Genomic DNA, 23,982 nt, shown 5'->3' with positions numbered 1-23,982 from the left:
AAGCAGCTGCGCGAACAGATCGACCCGCAGGCGCAGGGCCGCTTCCAGGGCGAGGTGAACGGACAGAGCGCGATGAAGCCCGGCAGCGACGGCCGCAGCCCCGGCGAGCAGCCGGTGGAACGGCTGGACACGCCGCTGCTGCTGGCCGAAGCACCGCACCACATCGCCTGGACCACCCCGGCCAGCGCGGTGGCCTATGCGGGACAGAACCTGCAGATGACGGTACAGCAGGACCTGCACGTCAGCGCCGGCGAGACCCTGGCCACGGTCTCCGGCGAGCATGTCTCGCTGTTCGCGCAGAGCGGCCCGCTGCGGGTGATCGCCGCGCAGGGCCCGGTCAGCCTGCAGGCCAACGATGGCGAACTGGAACTGCTGAGCGATCAGGCACTGACCATCACCGCCACCGACGACCGCATCGACGTGCTGGCGCAGACCAAGGTGGTGCTGCAGGCCGGCAACAGCGCGATCACGCTGGAGGGCGGCAACATCACCTTCAGCTGCCCGGGCGAGTTCAAGGTCAAGGCGGGCGAGCATCCGTTCATGGGGGCCGATACCAACCCCGCCATTCCCGAGCACCTTCCGCGCGGCACGCAACTGGTACCGCAACAATTCGGGCTGCGCCTGGTTGAACAGTTCGGCCTGCAGGGACTGGCCGGAAAGCCCTACACACTGGACATCGGCGGACAACATTTCGAGGGCGAACTCGCCTCCGATGGCAGCCTGATGCATGAGATGCCCGAAGGCGCGAAGCAGGCCAAGCTGAAGGTGTTTCCGTTCGGCGCCGACAACCATCCCTGGGAATGGACACTCGACCTTGCCGCACAGAAACAGACCGACGAGCACACCGGGCTGCAATCGCGCCTGAAGAATCTTGGATTCTACGATGGTGCCGTCGATGGCGACTTCGGCCAGCTCAGCCGCATGGCCATGCAGCGCTTCCACCAGGCGCGTGAGCTGGTTGGGCTGAACACGCCCAGCCTTCCCGGCGTCACCTCGCTGGGCAAGGACCACGACATCTAGGACGGATGCATGATCTACGGCAATCACAACCTGCAACGAGGCGACCACGACGGCACGCCTGCAAACAACCGGCCGCCTCGCTGGGGGGCCGTCGACAATCCGCCGCCACCCACGCCCGCCAACGCGCAGACGCCGCAGAATCAGGGCGGCGCGACACTGGCGATTCCGCAGCACGTGCGCCAGCTCCAGCAGGACCTGCGCACCCTGGGCTTCATGTTCGTCGGCACACCCGATGGTGGGTTCGGTCGCGGCACCGAGTGGGCGGTACGCGAGTTCCAGATCTACGCCAGCATGGCCAATACCGCGCAACTGAACCAGGGACGGCTGCACGGTTGGCAGCCCCAGGCAGGCTTGACCGCACCGGAAGTGATGGCGCTGGGACTGCGCCCCAACTCCAATCCACCGGAAAGCTATCACGTCGCCTCATTGGATCGGGTCGCCAACGGATCGCGCTACACCGGCCCGATCAGTGGCGTGATGAATGCCGACACGCGCACCGCGATGGAACACTGGCTGCGCAACAACTATCGCTGCCCGGTGGTCATCGAGGCATGGCAGGTAGCCACCGGCAACAACCAGCGCACCACGCCGTTCACCAACGGCATCAATATCTGGAACTTCGACGAGATCACGCAGGGCACTGTGCGCAACGCCGCCAATCGCGTGGTTGCGCGCGTGCGGATGTTCAGCAGGGACTTCACCGGTCATTACACACTTCCGAACGGCCGCCGCGATGACCAGTACCAGTCGCTGGGCAGCTACGCGCGGTTCATGACCTACGGCGGCCCGATGAGCGAGGTGCCCAACCATACCTGGGCCGAAGCGGAAATGACGCCCGAACGCCTGATCGGTCCTGCGACGACCACGGCAATCCTGGCCGCCACACCCAACGGCGCCGCAGCGTCCACCTATCGTGTTGTGCGCGCCACGGCCGAGCAGGAATGCATGGGCATGTTCGACAGCATCAACGCCTACGATGACGCCCTGGTCTCGCTCGGCCCGTGCCATTGGACCATGGGCCTGATGCCTGCCGGCGGCTATGACAATGGCGAGCTGCCTGGCTTCCTGGCCTACTTCCTGCATCGCAACCAGGCCGACTACCAGCGCTATCTTGGCAATCTGGGTCTTTATCCGGCGACGGCCTGGGCCGGCGTCAACACGGGGCCGCTCTGGGACCGCACCGGTCGCAAGTATGTCGGCTGGATCCGCCATCACAACGAACAGACGCAACCTGCGCAGGCGGCGACCGGCCTGGCCCAGCTGCCCATGGTCGACCGGGCGACCGTGGAGGCCAACTACTTCAAGACCTGGCACTGGTTCTATCGTCTTGCCATGATCGGCCGCACCTGCGCGAACTTCCAGCAGGCGATGTGGGACATGGTCCGCTTCCGCATCCGCGACATCCGCTCAGCCCCCATTGCAGTCAATGTGGGAGCGGTCCACATCAACGGAACGCTGGGTGACATCTACACCTCGGAAAAGTCGGTCGCGATCCTGCTTCGCTGGCATATCTTCCGTCCGGGCCACGTGACCGGCGCCCGCGTCAGGGATTCGTTGACCCGCGCCATCAACGGCCATGCCCAGCTGAACTGGGCGACGGCACCGGCGCAATGGACCAACGCACACGAGCAGGCGATCACCGCGCAGCTTCTCACCGACGCGCTTACCGTCAACGACACGCAGGATCGTCTCGCCAACTGGCCGACCTATGCCGGGCGCAACAGCCGCAACTACACCCTCAACAACGAGCTGGGCGCATTGCGTGATGGCCGCGGCTCCTTCCACTTCGATACCACGGGAATATGACGATGCCTTCCGTTCTTCGAGCCGCCCCGCTGCTGGCCGGCCTTTGCCTGGCCGCCTCCTGTGCGGCCAAGCCCCCTGTCGCCGATACCCTGGACCGCGCCTGCGCCGCGGTCGCCATCGACGATCGGATCGAGCTGCTCCCTCTGGAAGGAAAGCACGTCAGCGCCTGTCCGCCCGGCGACGATGAAGGCTGCCCGTACAGTGGCCAGCAGGGAAAAACATCGCTGAGCGACACACCGGATCTGAACAAGGATGGCCGCAAGGATGCCATCCTGACCTACTTCGGCAGCAGTTATGGCGATATCGACGTGACCGACAAGCTGGTCCTGGCCCAGTGCAAGGACGGAACCTACATCCGACTTCTGGAAGGAAAGTTCACGACACTGACCGCTCCGGCCATGCCGCATGCCACGTGGCCGGTTCTGGAAGCGACGCGGAACTGCCCGCAGGGGCGCGGTGATGCGGTCCGCACCGAAAAGATCCAGCTGACCTTCGATCCCAGGACGGCGAAGTATCGTGGACCGGCCGGACTGAATCTGGCCGCGGCCTGCCAGGCCCAGGGCGACTGACGAATCGCCACGTGCCCTGTGGCCGTTGTACGGTAACGAACGCCTGCGCGCGTTGACTGCCACGCCTTGATCCAACGCATGCCGTCGCCACAGGCAGGGTGTTATGGTGGCGCCATCATGTTCCCTGGAGCCGCTCCGATGACCCGATTCTCCCCTGCCCGTCTGACCTTTGGCGCCCTCGTCACGCCCCTGCTGCTGGCCGCCTGTGTCAGCACGCCAGGCCCGGAAGTGAAGGGTACTGGCCGCTGCGACGCCAGCCAGCTGGGGTGGGCGATCGGCCAGCCGGCCAACGAACCCAACATCCGACGTCTCTCCAGTGAGAGTGGTGCCGGCCTGGTCAACCCGATCGGCCCCAGCACCATCACCACCAAGGACATCCGCCAGGATCGTCTGCGGGTGTACGTGGACAAGGACAACGTCATCACCGCCACCCGCTGCGAGTAAGCGCCGCAGACGGCTTTTGTAGAGTCGAGCCATGCTCGACTGCTCTCCGGTCAGTCCGCACGGAATGTCAGTCGAGCAAGCTCGACTCTACATCTCAGGGTTCGGTATACCCGGCGCAGTCCGGCAGCGCCTGGTCGGGGTGGAACATCCCATCGCTGAAGCGGAACAGCCGCGTATAACTGCACGTCGGGTCCTGCTCGGTGCGCAGGTCCTTCTTCTTCAGCGGGCCCTTCGCCAGCGAATCCTCGAAGCGTGAGACGCCAGCCGGGAACCGCGTTGCGACGGTCTGATAGCGCAGCACCGGCATGCCCTCTGCGGCCACGTCCAACCCCAGCTTGGCCGAGAACCCATACTCATCGTGGCAGGCACCGGCGCGCTGCTTGATGTCCTGCTCGCTGAAGCAGGCGCGGATCATCGCGTTGCCCAGCCACGGTACGGTCAGCACGTCATCATCAACCTGGATGTCGTCCTCCAGGTGGCGCACCCGTGCCAACTGCAGGGTGGACGCATCGGCGCCGCCGCCGGAGTACATGGTGCTGAATTTGACGATGCCACCGACCAGTACGTTCTGCCGTGCGCGCTGCTGTGGATCCTGCACGGGCGCATCGGCCCCCACCCCTGGCGCCAGCCGCACGATCCAGGGCCACAGCGACAGCTCGCTCTCCGCTGGCACCTCAATGCTCACGTGGTAGACGTGCAGCGACGGCTGGCCCGGCACCCGCTCCTGCACCTCAAGCGTCGTGGGCCGGTCACCATCGTTGGCCACCGGCTGCACGCGCACGCACCATGCGCCGTCGCCGGTGCAGCTGCGCATGCCGGTGGCATCGAGCACCTGGCCCAGTGGCTCCATCACGTTGCCGGCAGCATCGCGCTGCTGCGGCAGGATCGAAGCCTGGGCCAGCGCCAGCAGCGGAGTAGCCAGCAGAGCCGCGCACAGGGCCGTGCGGGCGACAGCGATGGGCATCAGAGGGCTCCTGCATGTGGAACCCCGATGGTAACCGCTCCCCGTAGGGTCGAGCTTGCTCGACTGCATGTAATCCGGCAAACGAGGCCGTCGAGCAAGCTCGACGCTACGCGGACCGGTTGCCTAACCGCAGTCGCAGCCACCCCACCCCTTTTCCTTCGAGGTCTGGCCGATGCCAGGGTTGAAGGTGTTGCTCGGGTCCAGCTGCCGGTAGAACGCGGCCAGCGCCGGCTTGGCCGGATACAGGTGGCCCACGTTGTGCTCGGCCGGGTACTCGGCGCCACGTTGGTCCAGCAAGGCCCACATCGCATGCTCGATCGCCATCGGGTCTTCACCCTTGCGCGCGATGTAGTCCTGGTGGAACACGTGGCACAGGAAGTGCCCGTAGTACAGCTTGTGCAGCAGTCGGGTGTCGATGTCGGCAGGCAGCTGCTCGAACCAGTCGGCATCGTCGCGGCGCAGGGCGATGTCCAGCGCGACGATGTCCTGTACCTGGTCGCGGTGCACTTCGCGATAACGCACGGCGGCACCGGCCACCGCGAAGCGATGCAGGAACGCCTTGCGCCCTTCCTCTGCCGTGCAGTGGAAATAGCCGCCTTCATGATCTGCAAAGAAGCCGCGCAGCCAGGCTTCGGTCTGCGCTGCGTCCTGCGCGGAAACCTTCAGCAGCAGGTGATGCTCATAGCGCTGACGGAACTCGCCCATGCGCACGGGCAGGTGCGAAGGCAGCAGCTCCGTCAGCCCCTGCATCACCCGGTCGGTCACCCCGCGCAGGCCCAGCCGCTCGAACCAGCCATCGACACGGCTCTTCAGCGCGAACGCGGCCGGCACACGCGCGGTGCCGAGGTGATTGATCAGCAGGAAGCTGTCCTTGCCGAAGCGTTCGCCGATGTCATACGCATCGCGGTGGATGTATTCGCCGGCGATCGGCAGCCGCTCGAAGCAGGTCAGCAGCTGGCGACGGATCGCGGTCAGGCTGTCGGTGCGGTTGCTGCCGATGTAGAAGACTTCGGCGGCCTCCTTCTCGAAGGTGTCCAGGCGCACCGCGAACACCGCAAGCTTGCCGGCCGAACCGGCCGCCTCGAAATGACGGCTGGGATCAGCGTTGAAGCGTGCCGGGGTATCGGCATCGACCCGCCGTACTTCCTCGGCGTAGCGTGGATCGGAAGCGGCACGACCGGCGCCATCGCCCACGTCGGCGGCCGTGTAGTCACCGGCCTGCAGGCGCTGCAGGATCTGCTCGGGCGTATCACCCAGCGCGATGCCCAGATGGTTGACCAGCTGCAGCTGGCCCTGCGCGTCGACCTGCGCGTACAGCGCCAGTTCGGTATAGGCCGGGCCACGACGCACCAGCGCACCGCCGGAGTTGTTGCAGATGCCACCCAGCACCGACGCACCGATGCACGACGAGCCGATCACCGAATGTGGCTCGCGGCCGAGCGGTGCCAGTGTCTGCTCCAGCCGGTCCAGCGTCGCGCCGGGCAGGCACAGCACCTGGCGCCCTTCGTTCAACAGCTGGATGCCGGTCAGGCGCAGCGTGCTGACCAGCACGATCGGACGGCCATAGTCGTTGCCATCCGGGGTCGAGCCGCCGGTCAGACCGGTGTTGGCCGCCTGCAGGATGATCGCCGCCCCACCCTGCACCGCCGCCTGCAGCACGCGCCACAGTTCCAGCAACGTGCCCGGGCGCACCACGGCCAGCACCGGGCCCTCGCCGAAGCGGTAGCCACGGCGGAAGCGGCGGGTGGCCCTGTCGCCGGTCAGTACGTGACGGCGGCCAACAGCATCGCGCAGCTGCGCCAGCACGGTCTGCGGGTCGCTCACGGCAGGTTGACCAGCAAATCGCGGCCGATGTCGGCGATGCGGCGTGCGCCGGTCAGCGTCATCGCCACGCGCATTTCCTTGGCGATCAGGTCCAGCAGGTTGGCCACGCCGGCCTCGCCGTGTGCGGCGAGCGCGTAGACGAAGGCACGGCCCAGCAGCACGGTGTCGGCGCCCAACGCCAGCATGCGCACCACGTCCAGACCGGTGCGGATGCCGGAGTCGGCCAGGATCTTCAGGTCGCCCTGCACCGCATCGGCGATCGCCGGCAGCGCGCGCGCGGTCGACAGCACGCCATCGAGCTGGCGACCGCCATGGTTGGAGACCACGATGCCATCGGCACCGAACTTGACCGCATCACGTGCATCATCCGGGTCGAGGATGCCCTTGATCACCATCGGGCCCTTCCAGAACTCGCGGATCCACTCCAGGTCCTTCCACGAAATGGACGGATCGAAGTTGCTGCCCAGCCAGCCGATGTAGTCCGCCAGCCCGGTCGGGTTGCCACGGTAGGTGGAGATGTTGCCGAGGTCGTGCGGGCGACCCAGCAGGCCCACGTCCCACGCCCACTGTGGGTGGGTGATGGCCTGGCCGATGCGGCGCAGCGAAGCGTTCGGGCCACTCATGCCCGAGTGCGCGTCACGATAGCGCGCGCCCGGCACCGGCATGTCCACGGTGAACACCAACGTGGTCACGCCCGCGGCCTGTGCGCGCTCCAGCGCGTTGCACATGAAGCCGCGATCACGCAGCACGTACAGCTGGAACCACATCGGCCGCTGGATCGCCGGTGCCACTTCCTCGATCGGGCACACCGACACCGTGGACAGGGTGAACGGAATACCCCGGCTGTCGGCCGCACGCGCCGCCTGTACCTCGCCGCGCCGGGCATACATGCCTGTCAGGCCGACCGGCCCCAGCGCCACCGGCATCGCCAGCGTTTCGCCGAACAGTTTGGTTTCCAGGCTCAGGTCGGACATGTTGCGCAGGACGCGCTGGCGCAGCGCGATGTCGGACAGGTCGGAAACGTTGCGCTTCAGCGTGTGCTCGGCATATGCGCCACCATCGATGTAGTGGAACAGGAACGGCGGCAGCCGGCGTTGCGCGGCAGCACGGTAATCGGTGGAGGCGGAGATGATCATGGGGTCAACCGTGTGGGGAGGGTAGACGCGAGGCCCGCGCACGCCGGGCTTCGTTGTCATCGAGGGTGCGCAGCGTGGTGTGCACGAACTCGAGGTGGGCATGCGCGGCGGCGCGCGCGCGTTCGGGGTCGCCCGCCAGGACCGCATCCATCATCTCGCGGTGCTGGTCGGACAGCGGCGAGAAGGTCCTGGCCGAGGTATAGAGCTTCTCGCGGCTCTGCGAGATGTTGGTCTGCAGCAGCTCGAACAGGCCACGCATCACCTGCAGCAGCACCAGGTTGTGCGAGGCTTCGGCAATGGACAGGTGGAAGGCCGCGTCAGCCTCGGCCTCGCCGCTGGGATCGTCGTTGCCGTGCGCATCCATCATGGTCTGGAAGGCCTGTGCGATGCGCGCGCGGTCCTCGTCGGTAGCACGCAATGCGGCATGCCAGGCGGTGGCGCCTTCCAGCGCGTGGCGGATCTCCAGCACGTCGAAGCGGTATTCCGGATCGCCCTGGAACAGCGGCAGGTACGGGGCCAGCGGTTCGTCCAGCGCCTGCCGTGCCCGCGCTGCCGGCTCAGCCACATAGGTGCCGCCGCCCACGCGGGCGGTCAACAGGCCCTGGCTGGCCAGCTGCGCGATGGCCTCGCGCAGCGCGGTACGCGAGACCCCCAGCTGTACCGCCAGCGTGCGCTCGGCCGGCAGCCGGTCGCCCGGCTGCAGCCGTTGTTCCTGCACCAGGCCGCGCAGCTGCGCGGCCACCTTGTCCGAAATGCGTTGCGTGCTCATGGCGCCATTGTGGCCTGAAGCGAGCAATGAGGGGTCAGACAGCCGGGCATGGCTCAGGGGATCATCCAGGTCAGCCAGTAGGCTTGGGCCAGGGTGATCAGCCCGACCATCGTGGTGAAGATCAGGCTGTGCTTGACCGTGAAGCGGAACAGGTCCGATTCCTTGCCGGCCAGGCCCACCGCAGCGCAGGCGATGGCGATCGACTGCGGCGAGATCATCTTGCCGGTCACCCCGCCGGTGGTATTGGCCGCCACCAGCAGCACATCGGACACGCCGATCTGCTGCGCGGTAGTGGCCTGCAGCGCCGAGAACAACGCGTTGGACGAGGTATCCGAACCGGTCAGGAACACGCCCAGCCAGCCCAGGAAGGGCGAGAAGAACGGGAACGCATCGCCGGTATGTGCCAGCGCCAAGGCCAAGGTGGCCGACAGTCCCGAGTAGTTGGCGATGAAGGCGAACGCCAGCACCATGCCGATCGAATAGATCGGCATGCGCAGCTCGCGCACGGTCTCGCCGAAGGTCTGCAGCGCCGAGCGGGCCGGCATGCGCAGGGCGATGATGGCGATCACCGCAGCCAGGATGATCGAGGTACCGGTGGCCGAGAACCAGTCGAACTTGTAGATGGCTTCATAGCTCAGTGGTGCGTCCACGATCGGCGGCATCTTCTGCACCATCTGGTCCAGCCCGGGCACCGGGATCTTCAGCACCCAGCCTTCCAGCGGGCCGCCAGCCGCGAACAGCGTCTTGAACGGCTTGATGCTCCACAGGGTGACCATCGCGGTGAGGATCAGGAACGGCGACCACGCCTTGGCGATCTGTACGACGCTGTAGCGCGGCGCTTCCAATGCCTGTGCGGCCGCCTCGGCACTGGTTTCGGTGTCGAAGCGGAAGATCCGCACCGGCTTCCAGCGGCGCAGGAACAGGGTCAGGCACACCAGCGACGCCAGCGAAGCGGTGATATCCGGCAGTTCCGGGCCGATGAAGTTGGAGGTCAGGTACTGCGCGATGGCGAACGAGCCACCGGCCACCAGCACGGCCGGCCAGGTTTCCTTGATGCCGCGCCAGCCATCCATGATCGCCATGATCCAGAACAGCACGATGATCGTAAGGAACGGCAGCTGGCGGCCGGCCATCTGCCCGATCTCGAACGCATCCAGGCCGGTGACCTGCCCGGCCACGATGATCGGAATGCCCATCGCACCAAAGGCCACCGGCGCGGTGTTGACGATCAGGCACAGGCCAGCTGCATACAGCGGTTTGAAGCCCAGCCCGACCAGCAGTGCCGCAGTGATCGCCACCGGTGCGCCGAAACCGGCCGCACCTTCCAGGAAGGCACCGAAGGCAAAACCGACCATCAGCATCTGCAGGCGCTGATCTTCGGTGACCGACAGGATCGAGGCGCGGATGATGTCGAACTGCCCGGTCTTGACCGAAACCTTGTACAGGAACACCGCGCCGATGATGATCCAGGCGATCGGCCACAGCCCGTAGACGAAACCGAAGCCGGCCGCGCCCAGTGCCTGGGTCAGCGGCATGCGGTAGAACAGCAGCGCCACGCCGAGGGCGATGGCCACGGTGATCGTGCCGGCCAGCCAGCCCTTCATGCGCAGCACGGCCAGGGCGACGAAGAAGAATGCGATCGGCAGCAGCGCGATCAGGCTCGACAACCACAGGTTGCCAGCGGGGTCGTACAGGTGTTGCCAGGGCTGCATGGAGGCTCTCGACTGGGGGCGGGATGTGCTCCACCCCGAAGGATGGATCGCCACGGCCCGTCACTATTGGTATTACCATTAATGACGATGATCGGACCGCTTGCGGCGAATTGAACCGCCATTTCGACGGAGAGCCTATTAGACCATAGGGCTAGATGCCATATTGGTCTGACCATTAAGGCTGCCATGGTAGTGCCGGCCGCTGGCCGGCAACTCGAGATTCCTTACGAGATCCGTTTCTCCACCCGCCGCATCACCGCCAGCACCAGCACGCACAGCACGCTGACCCCGATGGCAATCACATACTTGCCGATGCCCACGGCAATGCCGATGGCGGCGGCCATCACCAGCGAACTGGCGGTGGTCAATCCGCTCACCTGGTCCTCGCGCGAGCCGCGCAGGATGGTGCCGGCCGCCACAAAGCCCACGCAGGCCACTACCGCCTCGATCAGGCGCACAGGGTCGACCTGCAGCAGGTCGCGGTAGCGCTCCTGCTGGAAGTGCTCGGCCACCGAATCGCCCAGCCCGACGATCAGCGCCGCAGCACCGGCGATCAGCATGTGCGTGCGCAGGCCGGCAGCGTGCTTGCCCATCTCGCGTTCGATGCCGAGCACGCCGCCGAACAGCATCGCCGTTGCCACGCGCAGCAGGATCGAGAAGTCCTGGGACAGTTCCATGCGGCCTCCGGAAGTTTCCGGAAGACTTGCGCGATCGGCGTGGGACGGTGGTGAAGATGGCACCACGGTCCGTTCACCCGGTAGCGCCGGGTCATCGCCGACGTCACCGCGGCTCAACGCATCACTGCGCCAGGTAGCCACCATCGATGGCGTAGTAGGTTCCGGTCGCGAAGGAGGCCTCGTCGCTGGCCAGCCAGGCCACCAGTGCCGCCACCTCCTCGGCAGTGCCCAGCCGCTTCAGCGCGTGGCGCGCTTCCAGCGTTGCGCGCACCTTCGCGTCCATCTTCTCCAGCAGCGGCGTACTGATGAAGCCCGGGCCGACCGCGTTGACCCGGATGCCGTCGGCCGCGTGCTCCCACGCCGCGGTCTGGGTCAGGCCGACCACCCCGTGCTTGGCCGCCACGTAGGCGGTGGAACCGGCATAGCCGACCTGGCCCAGGATCGAGGCCATGTTGATGATGCTGCCGCCGCTGCCGGCCGTGCGCATCGCCTGGATCTGCGCCCGCTGGCACAGGAACACGCTGGTCAGGTTCACATCAATCACCCGCTGCCAGCCATCCACCGGGTAGTCGCCGCTGCTGGCTGCCGGCCCACTGATGCCGGCGTTGTTGACCGCGATATGCACACCGCCGAGTTCCTTCACCGTGCGCTGCACGGCGGCCTCCACCGCCACATCATCGGTGACGTCCAGCGCCACACCGATTGCCTTTGTGCCGCGCGCCTGCAACTGCGCCACGGTGGCGTCCACCGCGTCCTGTTTCAGGTCCCAGACCGAAATGCGGGCGCCGGAGGCGGCCAGCGTCTGCGCCACCGCCAGGCCGATACCGGATACACCGCCGGTCACGATCGCGGTCTTGCCACCGAGCTGGTAATCGATCATCTACGTTCTCCATCGTTGGGGGATAGCGATGCGGCGCGCAGCCGCCAATTCACCACGCTACGCCCGCCGCTGTGACGAGCCAGCTGACATCGTGTCCGCATCCGATCGTTCCAGCCGTGCAACCTCAACTTCGGTTGATGTATGGATATACGTACGGATATGCAGGCAAAACGCCTGCGTATGCTCAACGGCGAATTCACTTTGGCCGTAATCATCAATCGGTTTGACCATATTGAAATCAAAAGCGCGCGAATCGCGGCGACAATGGGAAACGTTTCCAGTTTCTTCGACACACACTTCCCATCTGGCGCTTTCCCAGCCCTCCACAGTGCCGTCGCCACCGTGCGGCTGCACGCACGAGCACCGGCGCAGCACCCGCAGTGCAGCGCCCCGGGCAAGGCACCGCCAGTGTCCACCTCCAGAGCACGTGCCGAGCGATGTCCCGATACTTCACCTTTGCCGATTACCGCCGTTTCGGCCAACGCCACGGCTTCGACTACCGCGCCGACCCTGAACACCTGCGCGATGACCAGTGGGCCGGTCGTGGCGAGGTCAACGAACAGTTCCTGCGCGGTGGCATGAGCCTGATCGCGTCCGACGTCCATAACCGGTTCCCGTATGTGGCTACCGCGCAGCAGAGCCCGGGGCTGGTGATCCGCGTGATGCTGCAGGGCCAGGTCGACGTGCGTATCCCGCGACGTGCAGGATTCACCCTGCGCGCTGGCACCGCGATGACCGCACACCATCGCGAGCAGATCGAGATGACCGGTGCGCATCCTGGTGAAACGCGCATGCGCGGGGTCAGCGTGATGGTGCCCAGCCAGCTCGATCCGGACCTGTTCCAGCTACCGCAGCTGGAGAGCGCGCTCAACGCGCATCTGGAATGCCGCCACTGGGCCATTCCGCACACCTTGCTGCCCGTGCTGGGACAGCTGTTCGACAGCCCGTGGCAGGACGGCATCGACGCGCTGTGGCGCGAAGGCGTGGCGCTGCAGCTGCTTGCAGTCGGCCTGCAGGCCGAGGATCTGCAGACCGAGCAGGTACGTACGCTGCGTGCCGGGCAGCGCGAGCGCCTGGAGCGCGTACGCGCCTACCTGCACGATGACCCCAGCCATGCCCACAGCCTGGTCGAACTGGCGCAGCTGGCGTGCATGAGCCCGAGCTCGCTGCGCCGCCACTTCGCCCAGCAATATGGAAGCTCGGTGTTCGACTACCTGCACGAGCAGCGCATGCGCCATGCCGAGCAGGGCCTGCGCGAAGATGGCTGGACCGTCGAGCAGGCGGCCGCGGCCAGTGGCTACCGCCATCCCAGCAATTTCGCCGCCGCCTTCCGCAAGCGCTTCGGGCTGGTGCCCAGCCGCTGGCGCACGGGTCCTTCGAAGGTGGGCTGAAGGCATCTGCCCTGGTAGGTGTCGACCTTGGTCGACACGCTTTCATCGCTGCCGGCCAGCGGCCGGCACTACCGCCCCCTCCGACGTTACAGGCATCGCGATATCACCGGTAGCGCCGGGCCATGCCCGGCGTCACCGTAGGCCCCTCAATACACCGGCAGATCGATGTAACTGGCCTGCGCCGCGCTGTGCCACACCCGCTGCGTGGCCTTCTGGTAATCGCCCGGCTTGGCCAGGTAGATGTTCGGCACGTAGGTCTGCGGGTTGCGGTCGTACAGCGGGAACAGGCTGGACTGCACCTGCACCATCACCCGGTGCCCCTTCTGGAAGGTGTGGTTGGCATTGGGCAGGTCGAAGCGGTACGGCAGCACCTGGTTGGCGGCCAGCGGCTTGGCTTCGCTGAAGCTCTCGCGGTAACGGCCACGGAAGATCGCCAGCGACACCGGCAGTTCATAGCCACCCATTTCCGGTGTCGATGCTTCCTGATCCGGATACACGTCGATCAGCTTCACCACCCAATCGCTGTCGGTGCCACTGGTCGAGGCCTGCAGGTGCACCACCGGCGCGCCACCGATGCGCAGTGGCGCGGTCAACGGTTCGGTGATGAAGGTCAGCACGTCGGGTCGGCCATCGACGAAGCGCTGGTCCTTGACCAGCCAGGTCGTCCACATGTCACGGTCGCCAAAACGCACCGGGCGCGGCACGAACGGCACCGGCTTGGCCGGGTCGGACACGTACTCCTCGAAGTCGCCCTCGCCCGCTGCCGGCGCCTGGAACGCCAGCTTGCCGCCGGCACGCAGGTACAAGGGTTTGCTGCTGGCCGCACAGCCCTTGTCGCAGCTGCGCGGCCAACCCTTCAAGCGGTCCCAGTGGTTGTCGCCGGTGTTGTAGATCAGCACCGGGGGCGTATCGGCCTTGGGCGCGCCATCGACCAGATACTGGTCGAAGAACGGCTTGAGTACGTCGCGACGGAACTGCAGCGCGGTATCGCCATCGAACTTCAGCGCGCCCAGTTCACTGGCACTGTAGTTCACCTGGCTGTGCCGCCACGGGCCCATCACCAGGTAGTTGCGGTTGTTGCCGCTGTCGCGCCCTTCCATCGCCTGGTAGGCATGGTTGGCGCCCCACATGTCCTCCTGGTCCCACAGGCCCTGCAGCCACATGGTCGGCACCTTCAGCGGCGTCTTCGCCATCACCGCATCCAGCGCCTGGCCCTGCCAGAAGGCGTCGTATGCAGGGTGCTCGACCAGCTTCTTCCACCAGGTCAGCTGGTCCACGCCGGTAAAGCGCGCATAGTCGCCGGCCGACCCGATGCGCAGGAAGGTGCTGTAGTCGTCGTAGCCGAGGCTGGGCAGCGGCGTGCCCTTGCCGCGCTTCTCGGTCTGCATCGCGAAGTAATTGAAGTTGACCTGGCGGAAGGCACCGTAGTTGAGCCAGTCGTCACCCATCCAGCCGTCGACCATCGGGCTCTGCGGCGCGGCCACCTTCAGCGCCGGATGCGGATCGGTCAGCGCCATCACCACGGTGAAGCCTTCATACGACGAACCGAGCATGCCGACCTTGCCGTTGCTCTCCGGCACGTTCTTCACCAGCCAGTCGATGGTGTCCCAGGCATCGGTGAAATGGTCGACCGGGGTGTTGTTCAGTGGCCCGCGCAAGGGCCGGGTCATCACGTAGTCGCCCTCGGAGCCGTACTTGCCACGAATGTCCTGGAACACGCGGATGTAGCCGCCATCGACGAACACCTCATCGCCCTGCGGCAGCAGGTCGCGCATGCGCGGCGAGTCGCTGCGGTTGGCACGGCCGGCTGCGTCATAGGGCGTACGGGTCAGCAGGATCGGCGCGTTGCGGGCGCCCTTGGGCACCACGATCACCGTATACAGCTTGGTGCCATCACGCATGGGCACCATCACCACGCGCTTGTCGTAGTCGCGACCGACATCGGGGGCGACGAAGGGCTTGCCGCTGACGTCCGGGGTCATCGGCGGTGTATCGGCGGCCAGCACGGCGCTGGACAGGCAAAGGGCGATGGCCACAGCAACGGCACGCACACGCATGGACAACCCCTTCCGGCAGGAAAGGCCCCAGCGTACTCCTGCCCTGGGCCGTGAAGTGTGTGCGGGCTTTGCATTCTGCGGTGGATGCAGGCAGGACTGATGGCACATGTGCTGCCCGAAGAGCACGCACCGATTTGACCGTTGTAGAGCCGAGCCCACGCTCGGCTGGGGCCACCGCAACCTCTCCGAAGAGCAGCCGAGCGTGGGCTCGGCTCTACAACATCAGGCCGCCGTCACTTCATGCAGCGCCAGCAATTCCCGCCTTGCTGCGCCGACCGGTAACCGGTAGTGCCGGCCGCTGGCCGGCAACATCATGCCCCTTGGATGCGATACGCAAATGCCGGCCAGCGGCCGGCACTACCAACCGGTGCGCCCCGAGCCGCGCCCGGCGGATCCATCAGGCCGCCGTCACTTCATGCAGCGCCAGCCAGCACCAGCGCCCCTGTTCCTGGCGCAGCACCGCCAGCGACTCCCGCCAAGCGGGGTTGCCGCCATCGATCGAATGGCCCTCGCGATAGCGCAGCACCGCCAGCGGCAGTGGCGCGTCCACGGCCTGGACGGCCTCGATGGAGATCTGCAACCCCGGTCGCGCGCCGTGGGCACCGGCGAACAATGCCCGCACCGCATCGCGGTCCAGCCGTCGCCCGGCGATGCCGACCATGCTGAAGTCCGCACAGAAGTGCGTCATCAGATCATCGAGCGCATCGGCGCCGACGTCGGCACGGAACCAGGCCTGCAGTTTGTCGTGCAGGAGGTGGATTTCATGTTCTGCGGTATCCATCAGGTATTCCCGGGTTGCGGAAGGAAAAGCGGTTGCGACCGGCGCAGCAGCGCCAGCGGCAGCAAGGTCAGTACGGCGGCAAGGCCCAGCGCCACGCCCGTGGCCCGGGTCGGCAACCACTGCATGGCCAGCGCCAGCAGAAGCGCGATGGCTGCAGTGCCGAGGCAGAAGCTGAGCTGGCGGTTGAGGTTCCACAACGCACTGGCGTCGCCCAGTGCCTCACCCTCGACACCCTGGAACGCCAGTGTCTGTGCGGTGCTGCTGCACAGGCTGCCACCGGCGCCCATCAATGCGAACAACAGTGCAGCCAAGGCGAAGGCCGGCTGTGGCAGCAGCGCCATCAACAGCAGGCCGCTGGCCTGAAGCAGCATGCCGGCGCGCAGTACCGTGGCCGGGCCGAAGCGGGACAACAGGTGCTTGCTGGCCGTGATCGTGATGGCCGAGGCCAGCGCCCACGGCAGCGTCAGCGCGCCGATGCGTGCGGCGCTGTAACCAGCCTGGTGCAGCTGCAGCGTGCTGACCAACTGGCTGCCGATGAACACACCCGGCACCGCCAGATACACCAGCATCGCCAGCCGCAGGCCACGGTGGGACAACAGCGACCAGCGCAGCAACGGATGTGCCTGCCGCCGGGCATGCCGCAGGTGAACCGCCGCCAGCAGCAGTGCGATCAGCAGCAGTACGGCACCGGCGGCCCGATGGTCACGCTCGCCCAACCAGGTGAGTGCCAGCAGCAACGCGCCCAGCGCCAGCATCGCGGTGGACAGCGCATAGGCCTGCAGGCGCGGCGCACTGCGCTCGCCATCGGGCGGCATCCAGGTCAGCACCAGACCTATGGCCATCACCGCCAACGGCAAGCTGGCCCAGAGCACCCCGCGCCAGGACAGCCATTGCACCAGCAAACCGCCCAGTGCGGGCGCCAGTGCCGGCACCAGCAACGCCACCAGCAGGATGCGCCGGGTCAGCGCGCCGCGTTGATCGGGGCTGCATTGCCGATAGGCCGCGGCCTGTGCCACCGGAATCAGCAGGCCGCCGGCCAGCCCCTGCAACAAACGCCACCCCAGCAGCCAACCGATACCCGGTGCCGCACCCGCCAGCACGGCGGCAGCCGCAAACACCAGCAGCGCCACCAGCAGCAGGCGCCGCTCGCCGCAGCGTGCGGCCAGCCATGGCGCCAGTGGAATCAGCACGCTCAGGCCGAGCATGTAGGCCGTGCCGACCCAGGCCAGGCTGCCGATGTCGGCATGCAGTTCGGCGGCCAGCGCCGGATAGGCCACCGTGGCGATGAACATGTTGACCAGGTCCAGGGCAAACACCAGCAGGAAGATCGCCTCATGGCGCAGGCGGGGAGACGGCATCGACGGCGCTCCATCAGGGAAGCGTCCAGCATGCCGGCCGGGCCTTGTTGAAAAAACACGACTATGACTGCAACACTGTCAAATCTTCTTTGACAATGAATCGCCATGGTCAGCCTCGATCGCTTCGATATCTTCCGTGCCGTGGTCGAGGCCGGCAGCTTGACCGCAGCCGCCGACCGCCTGGGCCTGAGCCGCGCGGTGGTCAGCTTCAACCTCAAGCGGCTGGAGCAGGAGCTGGGCGTGACCCTGCTGCTGCGCAGTACCCGCCACCTGGCGCTGACCGAGGCCGGCGAGCAGTTCCTGCAGCACTGTGTGCAGGCGCTGGACGCTGCACAGGCCGCGATCGATGCCGCGCGCCGCGACCAGCACCAGCTGCAGGGCGTGCTGCGCCTGACCACCACGCCGGAGTACGCGCAGCTGCGCCTGATTCCGGCGCTGGAGGCGTTTCGCATGCGGCATCCGGCATTGCAGCTGCACCTGTCGACCTCGCCGGCACCGGCCGACCTGATTCCCGAGCGCTTCGACCTGGCGATCCGCCTCGGCCGCCTGCCGGACTCGGGCCTGCACGCCAACGAACTGGAGCGCCACCCGCTGTGCGCGGTGGCCGCGCCGTCCCTGCTGGCACGCCTGCCCTCCACCGAGGCTGCCGATGACCCCGTACAGCTGGGCACCCTGCCCCGCCTCGGTTATCCGCGCCTGGCCGACGTACCGGTGGTGGCTCCGGATGGCAGCGATGCGTTGTTCGCCACCAACCCCGGCAATGCAGTCGTGCGCGTGGATGGCGCCAGCAGCCTGCGCGCGTTCGCCGTGGCCGGTGCCGGCGTCACCGTGCTGCCGCGCTGGCTGATCGAGGACGATCTGGCCCAGGATCGCCTGCGCCCGGTGCTGCGCCATCATCGCTTCCCGCAGCAGAGCGTGTACGCGGTCTATCCGCACAGCACGCAGCCCTCACCGAAGGTGCGGCAGCTGATTGATTTCCTGCGCGGGTGGTTCGCCACATGAAAAAGGGGACGGAGGGGATTAAGTCGTTTATGCATAAACGACTTAATCCCCTCCGTCCCCTTTTTCAGACACGGCCCTGTGCCGGGCCGTGTCTTCATGCATCAGCGCAGCACCTGCTCCACCAGCTGTACGTCCACCGTCTGCAACGGTTCGGCGGCATTGCGCGACAGCTGCACCTGATAGCTGCCGCCGTCGATCTTCCACTGGCGGGCCTGTGCATCGTAGTGGGCCAGGGTCTTCGGCTCGGCTTCGATGCGGATGCGGCGCTGTTCGCCCGGCTGCAGGTTCACCTTGTCATAGCCGATCAGGCGGATCGGCGTGGTGTTGCCGGCCGGCAGCTTCAGGTACAGCTGGGCAACATCGGCACCGGCGCGCTTGCCGGTGTTGCGGATATCGACGCTGGCGACCAGGCGCGAGCCTTCCACGCTCACCTTGAGGTTTTCATAGGCAAACGAGGTGTAGGACAGGCCGTGACCGAACGCGAACGTTGGAGTCAGGCCCTTGGCCGCCATCCACTTGTAGCCGACGTTGGCGCCTTCGATATCGAAATCGAACACATCACCGAACGGCTTGGCCGGCTTGAAGCCGAGGCCGTCGATGTGCGGGCGCGGCAGCTGCGATTCGTCCACCACCCAGGTCACCGGCAGGCGGCCGGAGGGGTTCACCTGGCCGGTCAGCAGCGCTGCAATGCCTTCGCCACCGCGGATGCCCGGGTACCACGCCTGCAGCATCGCCGGCACCTGCGCCAGCCACGGCGTGCGCACCGGGCCGTTGGTTTCCAGCACAAGCACGGTCTTCGGGTTGGCCTTGGCCACCGCCGAGATCAGCGCATCCTGGTTGTCCGGCAGCTGCATATCCGGCAGATCCACCGATTCGGCGGCCCACTGGGTAGCGAACACGATGGCCACGTCGGCCTGCGCGGCAGCCTTGGCCGCAGCAGCGGCATTGGTGCCGTCCACATACGTAATGGTTGCGTCTGGACGCGCTGCGCGCAGCGATTCCAGCGGCGAGGACGGGTGGAAGATCACCGGGCCCGGCCAGGTGGTCGGCAGCACGCCCGGCACCGCATTGGTGCCCTTGGCGGTCACGCCCACCATCGACGAACCACCGCCACCGATCACGCCCTTGTCGGCGTGGCCACCGATGATGACGATGCGCTTCAACGTGTCGGCCAGCGGCAACAGGTTGCCTTCATTGCGCAGCAGAACGCTGCCCTCTTCCACCGTGCGCTGGGCCACGGCGAAACCAGCCTCGGCATCGACCTTCTGGTGCTGCGGCGGGTTGTCGAAGTTGCCGTGCAGGAACATCGTGCGCAGGATGCGCGCCACCATGTCGTTCAGGCGCGCCTGCGGCACCACGCCACCGTGCACGGCCAGGCGCAGCGGCTCATCGAAGAACACCGCCGCATCGAACACTTCACCGGCCGACTGCTGGTCCAGGCCGGCCAGCGCCGCCTTCGAACCGCTGTGCACGCCGCCCCAGTCGGACATCACAAAACCGGGGAACTTCCACTCCTGCTTCAGCACCTGGTTCATCAGGTAGCCGTTCTCGCAGCCGTAGGTGCCGTTGATCTTGTTGTACGAGCACATCGCCACGCCCGGGCGACCGGCTTCGAGCGCGATCTCGAAGGCCAGCAGGTCCGATTCGTGCATGGCCTGCTCGCCAATGCGCACGTCGTGGAAGTTGCGGCGGGTCTCCATGTCGTTCAGCGCGAAGTGCTTCATCGAGGAGATCACGTGCTGGCTCTGCACGCCCTGGATCAACGCGCCCACCATCGAACCGGCCAGCAGGGGATCTTCACCGGCGTACTCGAAATTACGGCCATTGCGCGGGTCGCGCTGCAGGTTGACGCTGCCCGACAGCAGGATGTTGAAGCGCTGCTGCCACGCCTCGCGGCCCATCGTCGCGCCACCGGCGAAGGCCACTTCGCGGTTCCAGCTGGAGGCGGTGGACGGTCCCGACGGCATCGCGGTGGCGAAGTCACCCGGGCGAATGCCACCGGGATTGGTCACGCCGACGCCGGCATCGGCCGACTGCTGCGACGGAATGCCCAGGCGCGCCACGCCCGGCACGAAGCCGGCCGAACCCACCGCGCCTTCCGGCAGCGGGCCACCGTCCTTGCCCAGCCCGAAGTAGCTGTGCAGCATCTGGAACTTCTCGTCCTCGGTCATCGCCTTCAGCAGCAGCGCGGCGCGCGCGTCGGCGTTGAGGGTGGTGTCCATCCACGGTGCGTCGCCGTGCCTGTCGGCAGCGTAGGCCAGGGTCAGCAGGGTGGCGCGCAGGCTGCTGCCTTCCACCTTGAACGGTGCGCTGCTGGCGGCCTGGAAGCCATCGCTGAAGTAGCTGGCATCGGCTTCCAGCGCCACCCGCGCCGGATCGAAGCCTGCGGCCTTGGCCGAGTCACCGGCCACCGCGCCGAGCAGCACCGCCGGTGCACCCAGCCGCGAACGGGTGACCAGCGCCGGCAGCTGCGCGGCACCTGCGCCGGCGTCGGTATAGACCGCGACGGTGTGGCGGCCATCGTCCAGGCGCAGATAGTTCAGGCCCGGCTGGTCGGGGCCGGATTCAGCGGCGATCGGCAGCCGCGTCAGCACGGCCTGGCCGCGCTGGGTCTGGCCATCGTCCTTGCCGGCGGCGATGAAGCGGTATTCATAGCCCAGGCCATCGGCCAGTACCTGCAGCGGATCGACCTGGCCGATGCCGCGCTGCACCTGACGCACGCTCACCGCGTCCACCTTCAGGCTCTTCAGCTGCGCGGCCAGGGCCGGCATCGCCTCGGCGTTGGGCGCCTGTTCCAGGGTCAGCACGGTGAACGCGGCGGGGTCGGCCCAGGCCGGGGCGGCCAGTGCGGCAGACAGGGCCAGGGACAGTGCAAGCGGCTTTGTAAACGTTTTCATCGGCAGGCGTAATTCCGTTGCCAAGGCAATCGGTCCAGGGAAAGTGCCGCCGAAGGGTGCAGCGTTCATGCCGCGCAGGGGTTGCCAGGCAACGTCCCGCAGGCCGAAGGGCGGGCCGGTCTGCGCGCGGGACCCTCCTCCCGGCGTGACAACCTGCCTGCCCGGGCCGCGCAGGGCGACCCAATCATGTGAAGATTGTGCGAGGGCGTTCACACCTGTCAACAGGACCTAAGTCACAGGGGCAACCGGGCCGGTGGTTATCAGGCCATCACCGGCGGTCATCAGCAGGCCTCGCAGGGCTGCTGATAATGGAGATCCCTGGCCACGAACCGAGCCCATGACCGTCCACCGCGACTTCGACCATCTCTGGCGCGACCGCTGCGATACGTCCAGCCAGCGCGCGCCGCGCGTGCTGATCCGGGTGTTCGTGGCCCCCGGTGAGCTGGAGCGCAGCGTGGCCTTCTACGAACAGTTGCAGGGCCTGGTGGCCGATGCCGGGTTTCCGTTCCCGGAGGCCGGGCTGCGCCTGGCGATGGTCGGTGCGTTCCTGCTGATCGAAGGCAGCGCGGCGGCGCTGGCACCGTTCACCTCGACCACCGGCACACTGCTGGTCGACGATGTTCGGCCCTATCACGACAAGCTGGTCGCGGCCGGCGCCGAAATCATCTTCCCGCTGCAGGTAGTGCCGACCGGCGCGGCGTTCAACGCCGTGCACCCTGATGGCACGGTGGTCGAGTACGTGCATCACCGGCCGGATCCACACGGGCGATGAGGTGACGGCCGGGCGGCGCCCCGCACGGGCGGTGACGGCGCGGCCGGGTGGCGCCCCACACCCGCGGCAGTGCCGGCCGCTGGCCGGCAACCTCAGAAGCAAAAGCGGCTATCCGTGCGATGGCGGAATGGCCCGCCTTCGACAATTCCCCGCACGGCCTGCTGTAGGGCCGAGCCCATGCTCGGCTGCTCTTCGTTCAACTCTCGGAATATTCGATTTCGATGGAGATTCATCCACGCATGGCGTGGATCTACAATCCCACCATGTCCTCCCCCGCCCTGCCCTGGAATGGCACGCTGCTGCTGGATGCCCACGTGGCGGTGCTGCAGGGTCATGCCGGCGGCAGCGCTGCACATGCGCACTACGCCCATCAGCTGCTGTTGAGCGAGGAGGCGCCCTGGCAGGTCGAAATCGACGGTGTGCGTCAGCAGGGCCAGCGGCTGTGGCTGCCCTCGTTCCAGCCGCACGCAATCCTGTCGGCGCCGCAAACCGGTTGCACGGTGTTCCTCGAACCGGCGCATGCCGACCTTGAACAGATCCAGCAGCATCTGCACACACTGCCTGGTACTGCAGCGCAACTGCACGACTGGTTGCCGCGACTGAGCCGCGCACAGCCACTCGACCGCCGCGTGCAGGCGGCGCTGGCCCGCATCAGCCAGCACCTGCCGGGCCCGGTGCCGGCCGCCGATATCGCCGAAGCGGCGCATCTGTCGACCAGCCAGCTGCACCGGCGTTTCCAGTCCGACCTGGCGGTGACCCTGCGCGGCTGGGTGCTGTGGCAGCGCCTGCGCATCGCGCTGGCACATCACCTGCGCGGGCACAGCCTCACCGACAGCGCGCATGCCGCCGGCTTCGCCGACCTGGCCCATCTGTCGCGCAGCCTGCGCCGCATGTTCGGCATCGGTGCGGCACAGCTGCAGGGCCTGCAGCTGCACGCGGCCTGACACGCTCGATCACTCCCGCCTGCGCAGGCCTTCGGGTAATTCCGGCACCTCGCCATGCGGCAGTTCGCGGAACGGCGCCAGCAGCTGCCCGGGGTAATCGCGCGGGTAGTCCGGCTGGCTGCCGATGCCGAGGTCCTGCTGCCGCAGCCGATAACCCGGCGCATCGAAAGCGGTCCCCAGCAGATGATCCCAGACGGTCAGGAACAGCCCGAAGTTGACGTCGCCAGCAGTGCCGTAGCGCATGTGGTGGAAGCGATGCAGCGGCGCCCACGCCATCACCCGGCCCAGCACGCCGGGGCGCATGTCCACGTTGGAGTGCTGCAGCAACAGCTGGATGGCGATGGCAAATGCCAGCACTGCCGCCACCGGCATCGGCAGGCCCAGCACCAGCAATGGCAGCACGCCTCCCACCGCCTCGGCCGCCTGATGCAGCGGGTGCTTCATCAGGCCGTTGAAGCCGTACATGCGGGTGACGCTGTGATGCACGGCATGCAGCCGCCACAACCAGCCGATGCGATGGCTGGCGTAGTGCACCAGGGTGATGCCGAGATCGGCGGCGATGATGGCAACCAGTACCTGCAACGCGAACGGCCACTGTACCGGCCACACCTGCCACGGAATGACCGCCGCCAGCAACGGTACTGCGGCGATCGACAGCAGGTTCAGCCCTTCATTGACCAGTGCGTGCAGGGTGTCACGCACGCTGTCGCCATGATCGTGGTTGAACGCCGGATCATACGGCCAGGCCCGTTCGGCGCCGAACGAGAGCGCGATGGCCAGCGCCAGCAGGGCCAGCAGCCATAGCGGATCGCCGTGGCAGTGCCCCACCCAGATGATGGCGGCAGAGACGAATCCAAGCAGGAACAGGGGGGCATACAGGCGGAGCATCCAGTGCTTCATGGGCAACCCGGAAAGTGAGGGGCCTGCATGCTGGCGTGGCCTGTAGGTTGCTGGCTTGAACAAACGGCGCAAGCGCGTG

Annotated in this window: 21 protein-coding genes; 8 read left to right on the top strand and 13 right to left on the bottom strand. The window is 66.8% G+C overall.

Annotated elements, in window-relative coordinates; translation table 11 throughout:
- From C9412_RS20085 to C9412_RS20070, 4 genes are all read left to right on the top strand, one after another.
- Window positions 1-1,020 (top strand): DUF2345 domain-containing protein (locus C9412_RS20085; protein WP_146161744.1); only part of this gene is annotated, 1,020 nt, incomplete at its 5' end.
- Between the two features lie 9 nt (window positions 1,021-1,029).
- Window positions 1,030-2,826, top strand: a complete 1,797-nt coding sequence (locus C9412_RS20080) for a peptidoglycan-binding domain-containing protein (RefSeq protein ID WP_107233214.1) — start codon at window positions 1,030-1,032, stop codon at window positions 2,824-2,826.
- Window positions 2,827-2,828: 2 nt separating this feature from the next.
- The gene (locus C9412_RS20075; protein ID WP_107233213.1) at window positions 2,829-3,395 is read left to right on the top strand and encodes a hypothetical protein; all 567 of its coding nucleotides are present in this window, start codon (window positions 2,829-2,831) and stop codon (window positions 3,393-3,395) included.
- 138 nt (window positions 3,396-3,533) lie between these two features.
- Window positions 3,534-3,839 carry a hypothetical protein gene (locus C9412_RS20070; RefSeq protein ID WP_107233212.1) on the top strand — a complete coding sequence of 102 codons (306 nt, stop codon included), beginning with the start codon at window positions 3,534-3,536 and terminating at the stop codon, window positions 3,837-3,839.
- Window positions 3,840-3,933: 94 nt separating this feature from the next.
- On the opposite strand, the gene C9412_RS20065 is transcribed toward C9412_RS20070, so the two are convergent.
- From C9412_RS20065 to C9412_RS20645, 8 genes are all read right to left on the bottom strand, one after another.
- Window positions 3,934-4,803, bottom strand: coding sequence for a hypothetical protein (locus C9412_RS20065; protein WP_107233211.1), 870 nt, complete (start codon window positions 4,801-4,803; stop codon window positions 3,934-3,936).
- Window positions 4,804-4,926: 123 nt separating this feature from the next.
- A complete protein-coding gene (dld, locus tag C9412_RS20060) occupies window positions 4,927-6,627 on the bottom strand; it encodes a D-lactate dehydrogenase (RefSeq protein WP_107233210.1) in 1,701 nt (566 codons plus the stop codon).
- Window positions 6,624-7,763, bottom strand: coding sequence for an FMN-dependent L-lactate dehydrogenase LldD (gene lldD / locus C9412_RS20055; RefSeq protein WP_107233209.1), 1,140 nt, complete (start codon window positions 7,761-7,763; stop codon window positions 6,624-6,626). Before lldD ends, dld begins: the two co-directional genes overlap by 4 nt.
- A gap of 4 nt (window positions 7,764-7,767) precedes the next feature.
- Window positions 7,768-8,532, bottom strand: coding sequence for a transcriptional regulator LldR (gene lldR / locus C9412_RS20050; RefSeq protein WP_107233208.1), 765 nt, complete (start codon window positions 8,530-8,532; stop codon window positions 7,768-7,770).
- A gap of 53 nt (window positions 8,533-8,585) precedes the next feature.
- Window positions 8,586-10,244 (bottom strand): L-lactate permease, encoded by a 1,659-nt coding sequence (lldP, locus tag C9412_RS20045; RefSeq protein ID WP_107233207.1) that lies wholly within the window; start codon window positions 10,242-10,244, stop codon window positions 8,586-8,588.
- A gap of 224 nt (window positions 10,245-10,468) precedes the next feature.
- Window positions 10,469-10,921, bottom strand: coding sequence for an MgtC/SapB family protein (locus tag C9412_RS20040; RefSeq protein WP_107233206.1), 453 nt, complete (start codon window positions 10,919-10,921; stop codon window positions 10,469-10,471).
- Between the two features lie 121 nt (window positions 10,922-11,042).
- Complete coding sequence (locus tag C9412_RS20035) at window positions 11,043-11,801, bottom strand: SDR family NAD(P)-dependent oxidoreductase (protein ID WP_107233205.1); 759 nt, start codon at window positions 11,799-11,801, stop codon at window positions 11,043-11,045.
- Window positions 11,802-11,858: 57 nt separating this feature from the next.
- On the bottom strand, window positions 11,859-12,155 hold the full coding sequence (locus tag C9412_RS20645; protein WP_146160187.1) for a hypothetical protein: 297 nt from the start codon (window positions 12,153-12,155) through the stop codon (window positions 11,859-11,861).
- A gap of 83 nt (window positions 12,156-12,238) precedes the next feature.
- Here C9412_RS20645 and C9412_RS20030 point away from each other — a divergent pair, with 83 nt between their 5' ends.
- Window positions 12,239-13,192, top strand: a complete 954-nt coding sequence (locus C9412_RS20030) for an AraC family transcriptional regulator (protein ID WP_107233204.1) — start codon at window positions 12,239-12,241, stop codon at window positions 13,190-13,192.
- A 146-nt stretch (window positions 13,193-13,338) separates the two neighbouring features.
- On the opposite strand, the gene C9412_RS20025 is transcribed toward C9412_RS20030, so the two are convergent.
- The 3 genes from C9412_RS20025 to C9412_RS20015 form a co-directional block, all read right to left on the bottom strand.
- Window positions 13,339-15,249 carry a CocE/NonD family hydrolase gene (locus C9412_RS20025; protein WP_107233203.1) on the bottom strand — a complete coding sequence of 637 codons (1,911 nt, stop codon included), beginning with the start codon at window positions 15,247-15,249 and terminating at the stop codon, window positions 13,339-13,341.
- 397 nt (window positions 15,250-15,646) lie between these two features.
- A complete protein-coding gene (locus C9412_RS20020; protein ID WP_107233202.1) occupies window positions 15,647-16,030 on the bottom strand; it encodes a DUF4440 domain-containing protein in 384 nt (127 codons plus the stop codon).
- Window positions 16,030-17,388 (bottom strand): MFS transporter, encoded by a 1,359-nt coding sequence (locus C9412_RS20015; protein ID WP_107233201.1) that lies wholly within the window; start codon window positions 17,386-17,388, stop codon window positions 16,030-16,032. The genes C9412_RS20020 and C9412_RS20015 overlap by 1 nt, the downstream gene beginning before the upstream one ends.
- Window positions 17,389-17,493: 105 nt before the next feature.
- On the opposite strand from C9412_RS20015, the gene C9412_RS20010 reads away from it, so the two are divergent.
- Window positions 17,494-18,390 (top strand): LysR family transcriptional regulator, encoded by an 897-nt coding sequence (locus C9412_RS20010; protein ID WP_107233200.1) that lies wholly within the window; start codon window positions 17,494-17,496, stop codon window positions 18,388-18,390.
- Between the two features lie 101 nt (window positions 18,391-18,491).
- Here the strand turns inward: C9412_RS20010 and C9412_RS20005 are convergent, their stop codons facing one another.
- Window positions 18,492-21,287: a glycoside hydrolase family 3 C-terminal domain-containing protein gene (locus C9412_RS20005; RefSeq protein WP_107233199.1), complete on the bottom strand. Its 2,796-nt coding sequence runs from the start codon at window positions 21,285-21,287 to the stop codon at window positions 18,492-18,494.
- A 337-nt stretch (window positions 21,288-21,624) separates the two neighbouring features.
- Here C9412_RS20005 and C9412_RS20000 point away from each other — a divergent pair, with 337 nt between their 5' ends.
- Both C9412_RS20000 and C9412_RS19995 read left to right on the top strand, forming a co-directional pair.
- The gene (locus C9412_RS20000) at window positions 21,625-22,059 is read left to right on the top strand and encodes a glyoxalase (protein WP_107233198.1); all 435 of its coding nucleotides are present in this window, start codon (window positions 21,625-21,627) and stop codon (window positions 22,057-22,059) included.
- 239 nt (window positions 22,060-22,298) lie between these two features.
- Entirely contained in the window at window positions 22,299-23,003 is a 705-nt protein-coding gene (locus tag C9412_RS19995) for an AraC family transcriptional regulator (RefSeq protein WP_107233197.1), read from the top strand.
- A 9-nt stretch (window positions 23,004-23,012) separates the two neighbouring features.
- On the opposite strand, the gene C9412_RS19990 is transcribed toward C9412_RS19995, so the two are convergent.
- The gene (locus tag C9412_RS19990) at window positions 23,013-23,891 is read right to left on the bottom strand and encodes a sterol desaturase family protein (protein ID WP_258190378.1); all 879 of its coding nucleotides are present in this window, start codon (window positions 23,889-23,891) and stop codon (window positions 23,013-23,015) included.
- Window positions 23,892-23,982 lie beyond the last annotated feature (91 nt).

The organism is Stenotrophomonas sp. Nf1 (genome assembly GCF_003028475.1).
Classification (GTDB): Bacteria; Pseudomonadota; Gammaproteobacteria; order Xanthomonadales; family Xanthomonadaceae; genus Stenotrophomonas.
This window is presented reverse-complemented; position numbering and strand designations above follow the sequence as displayed.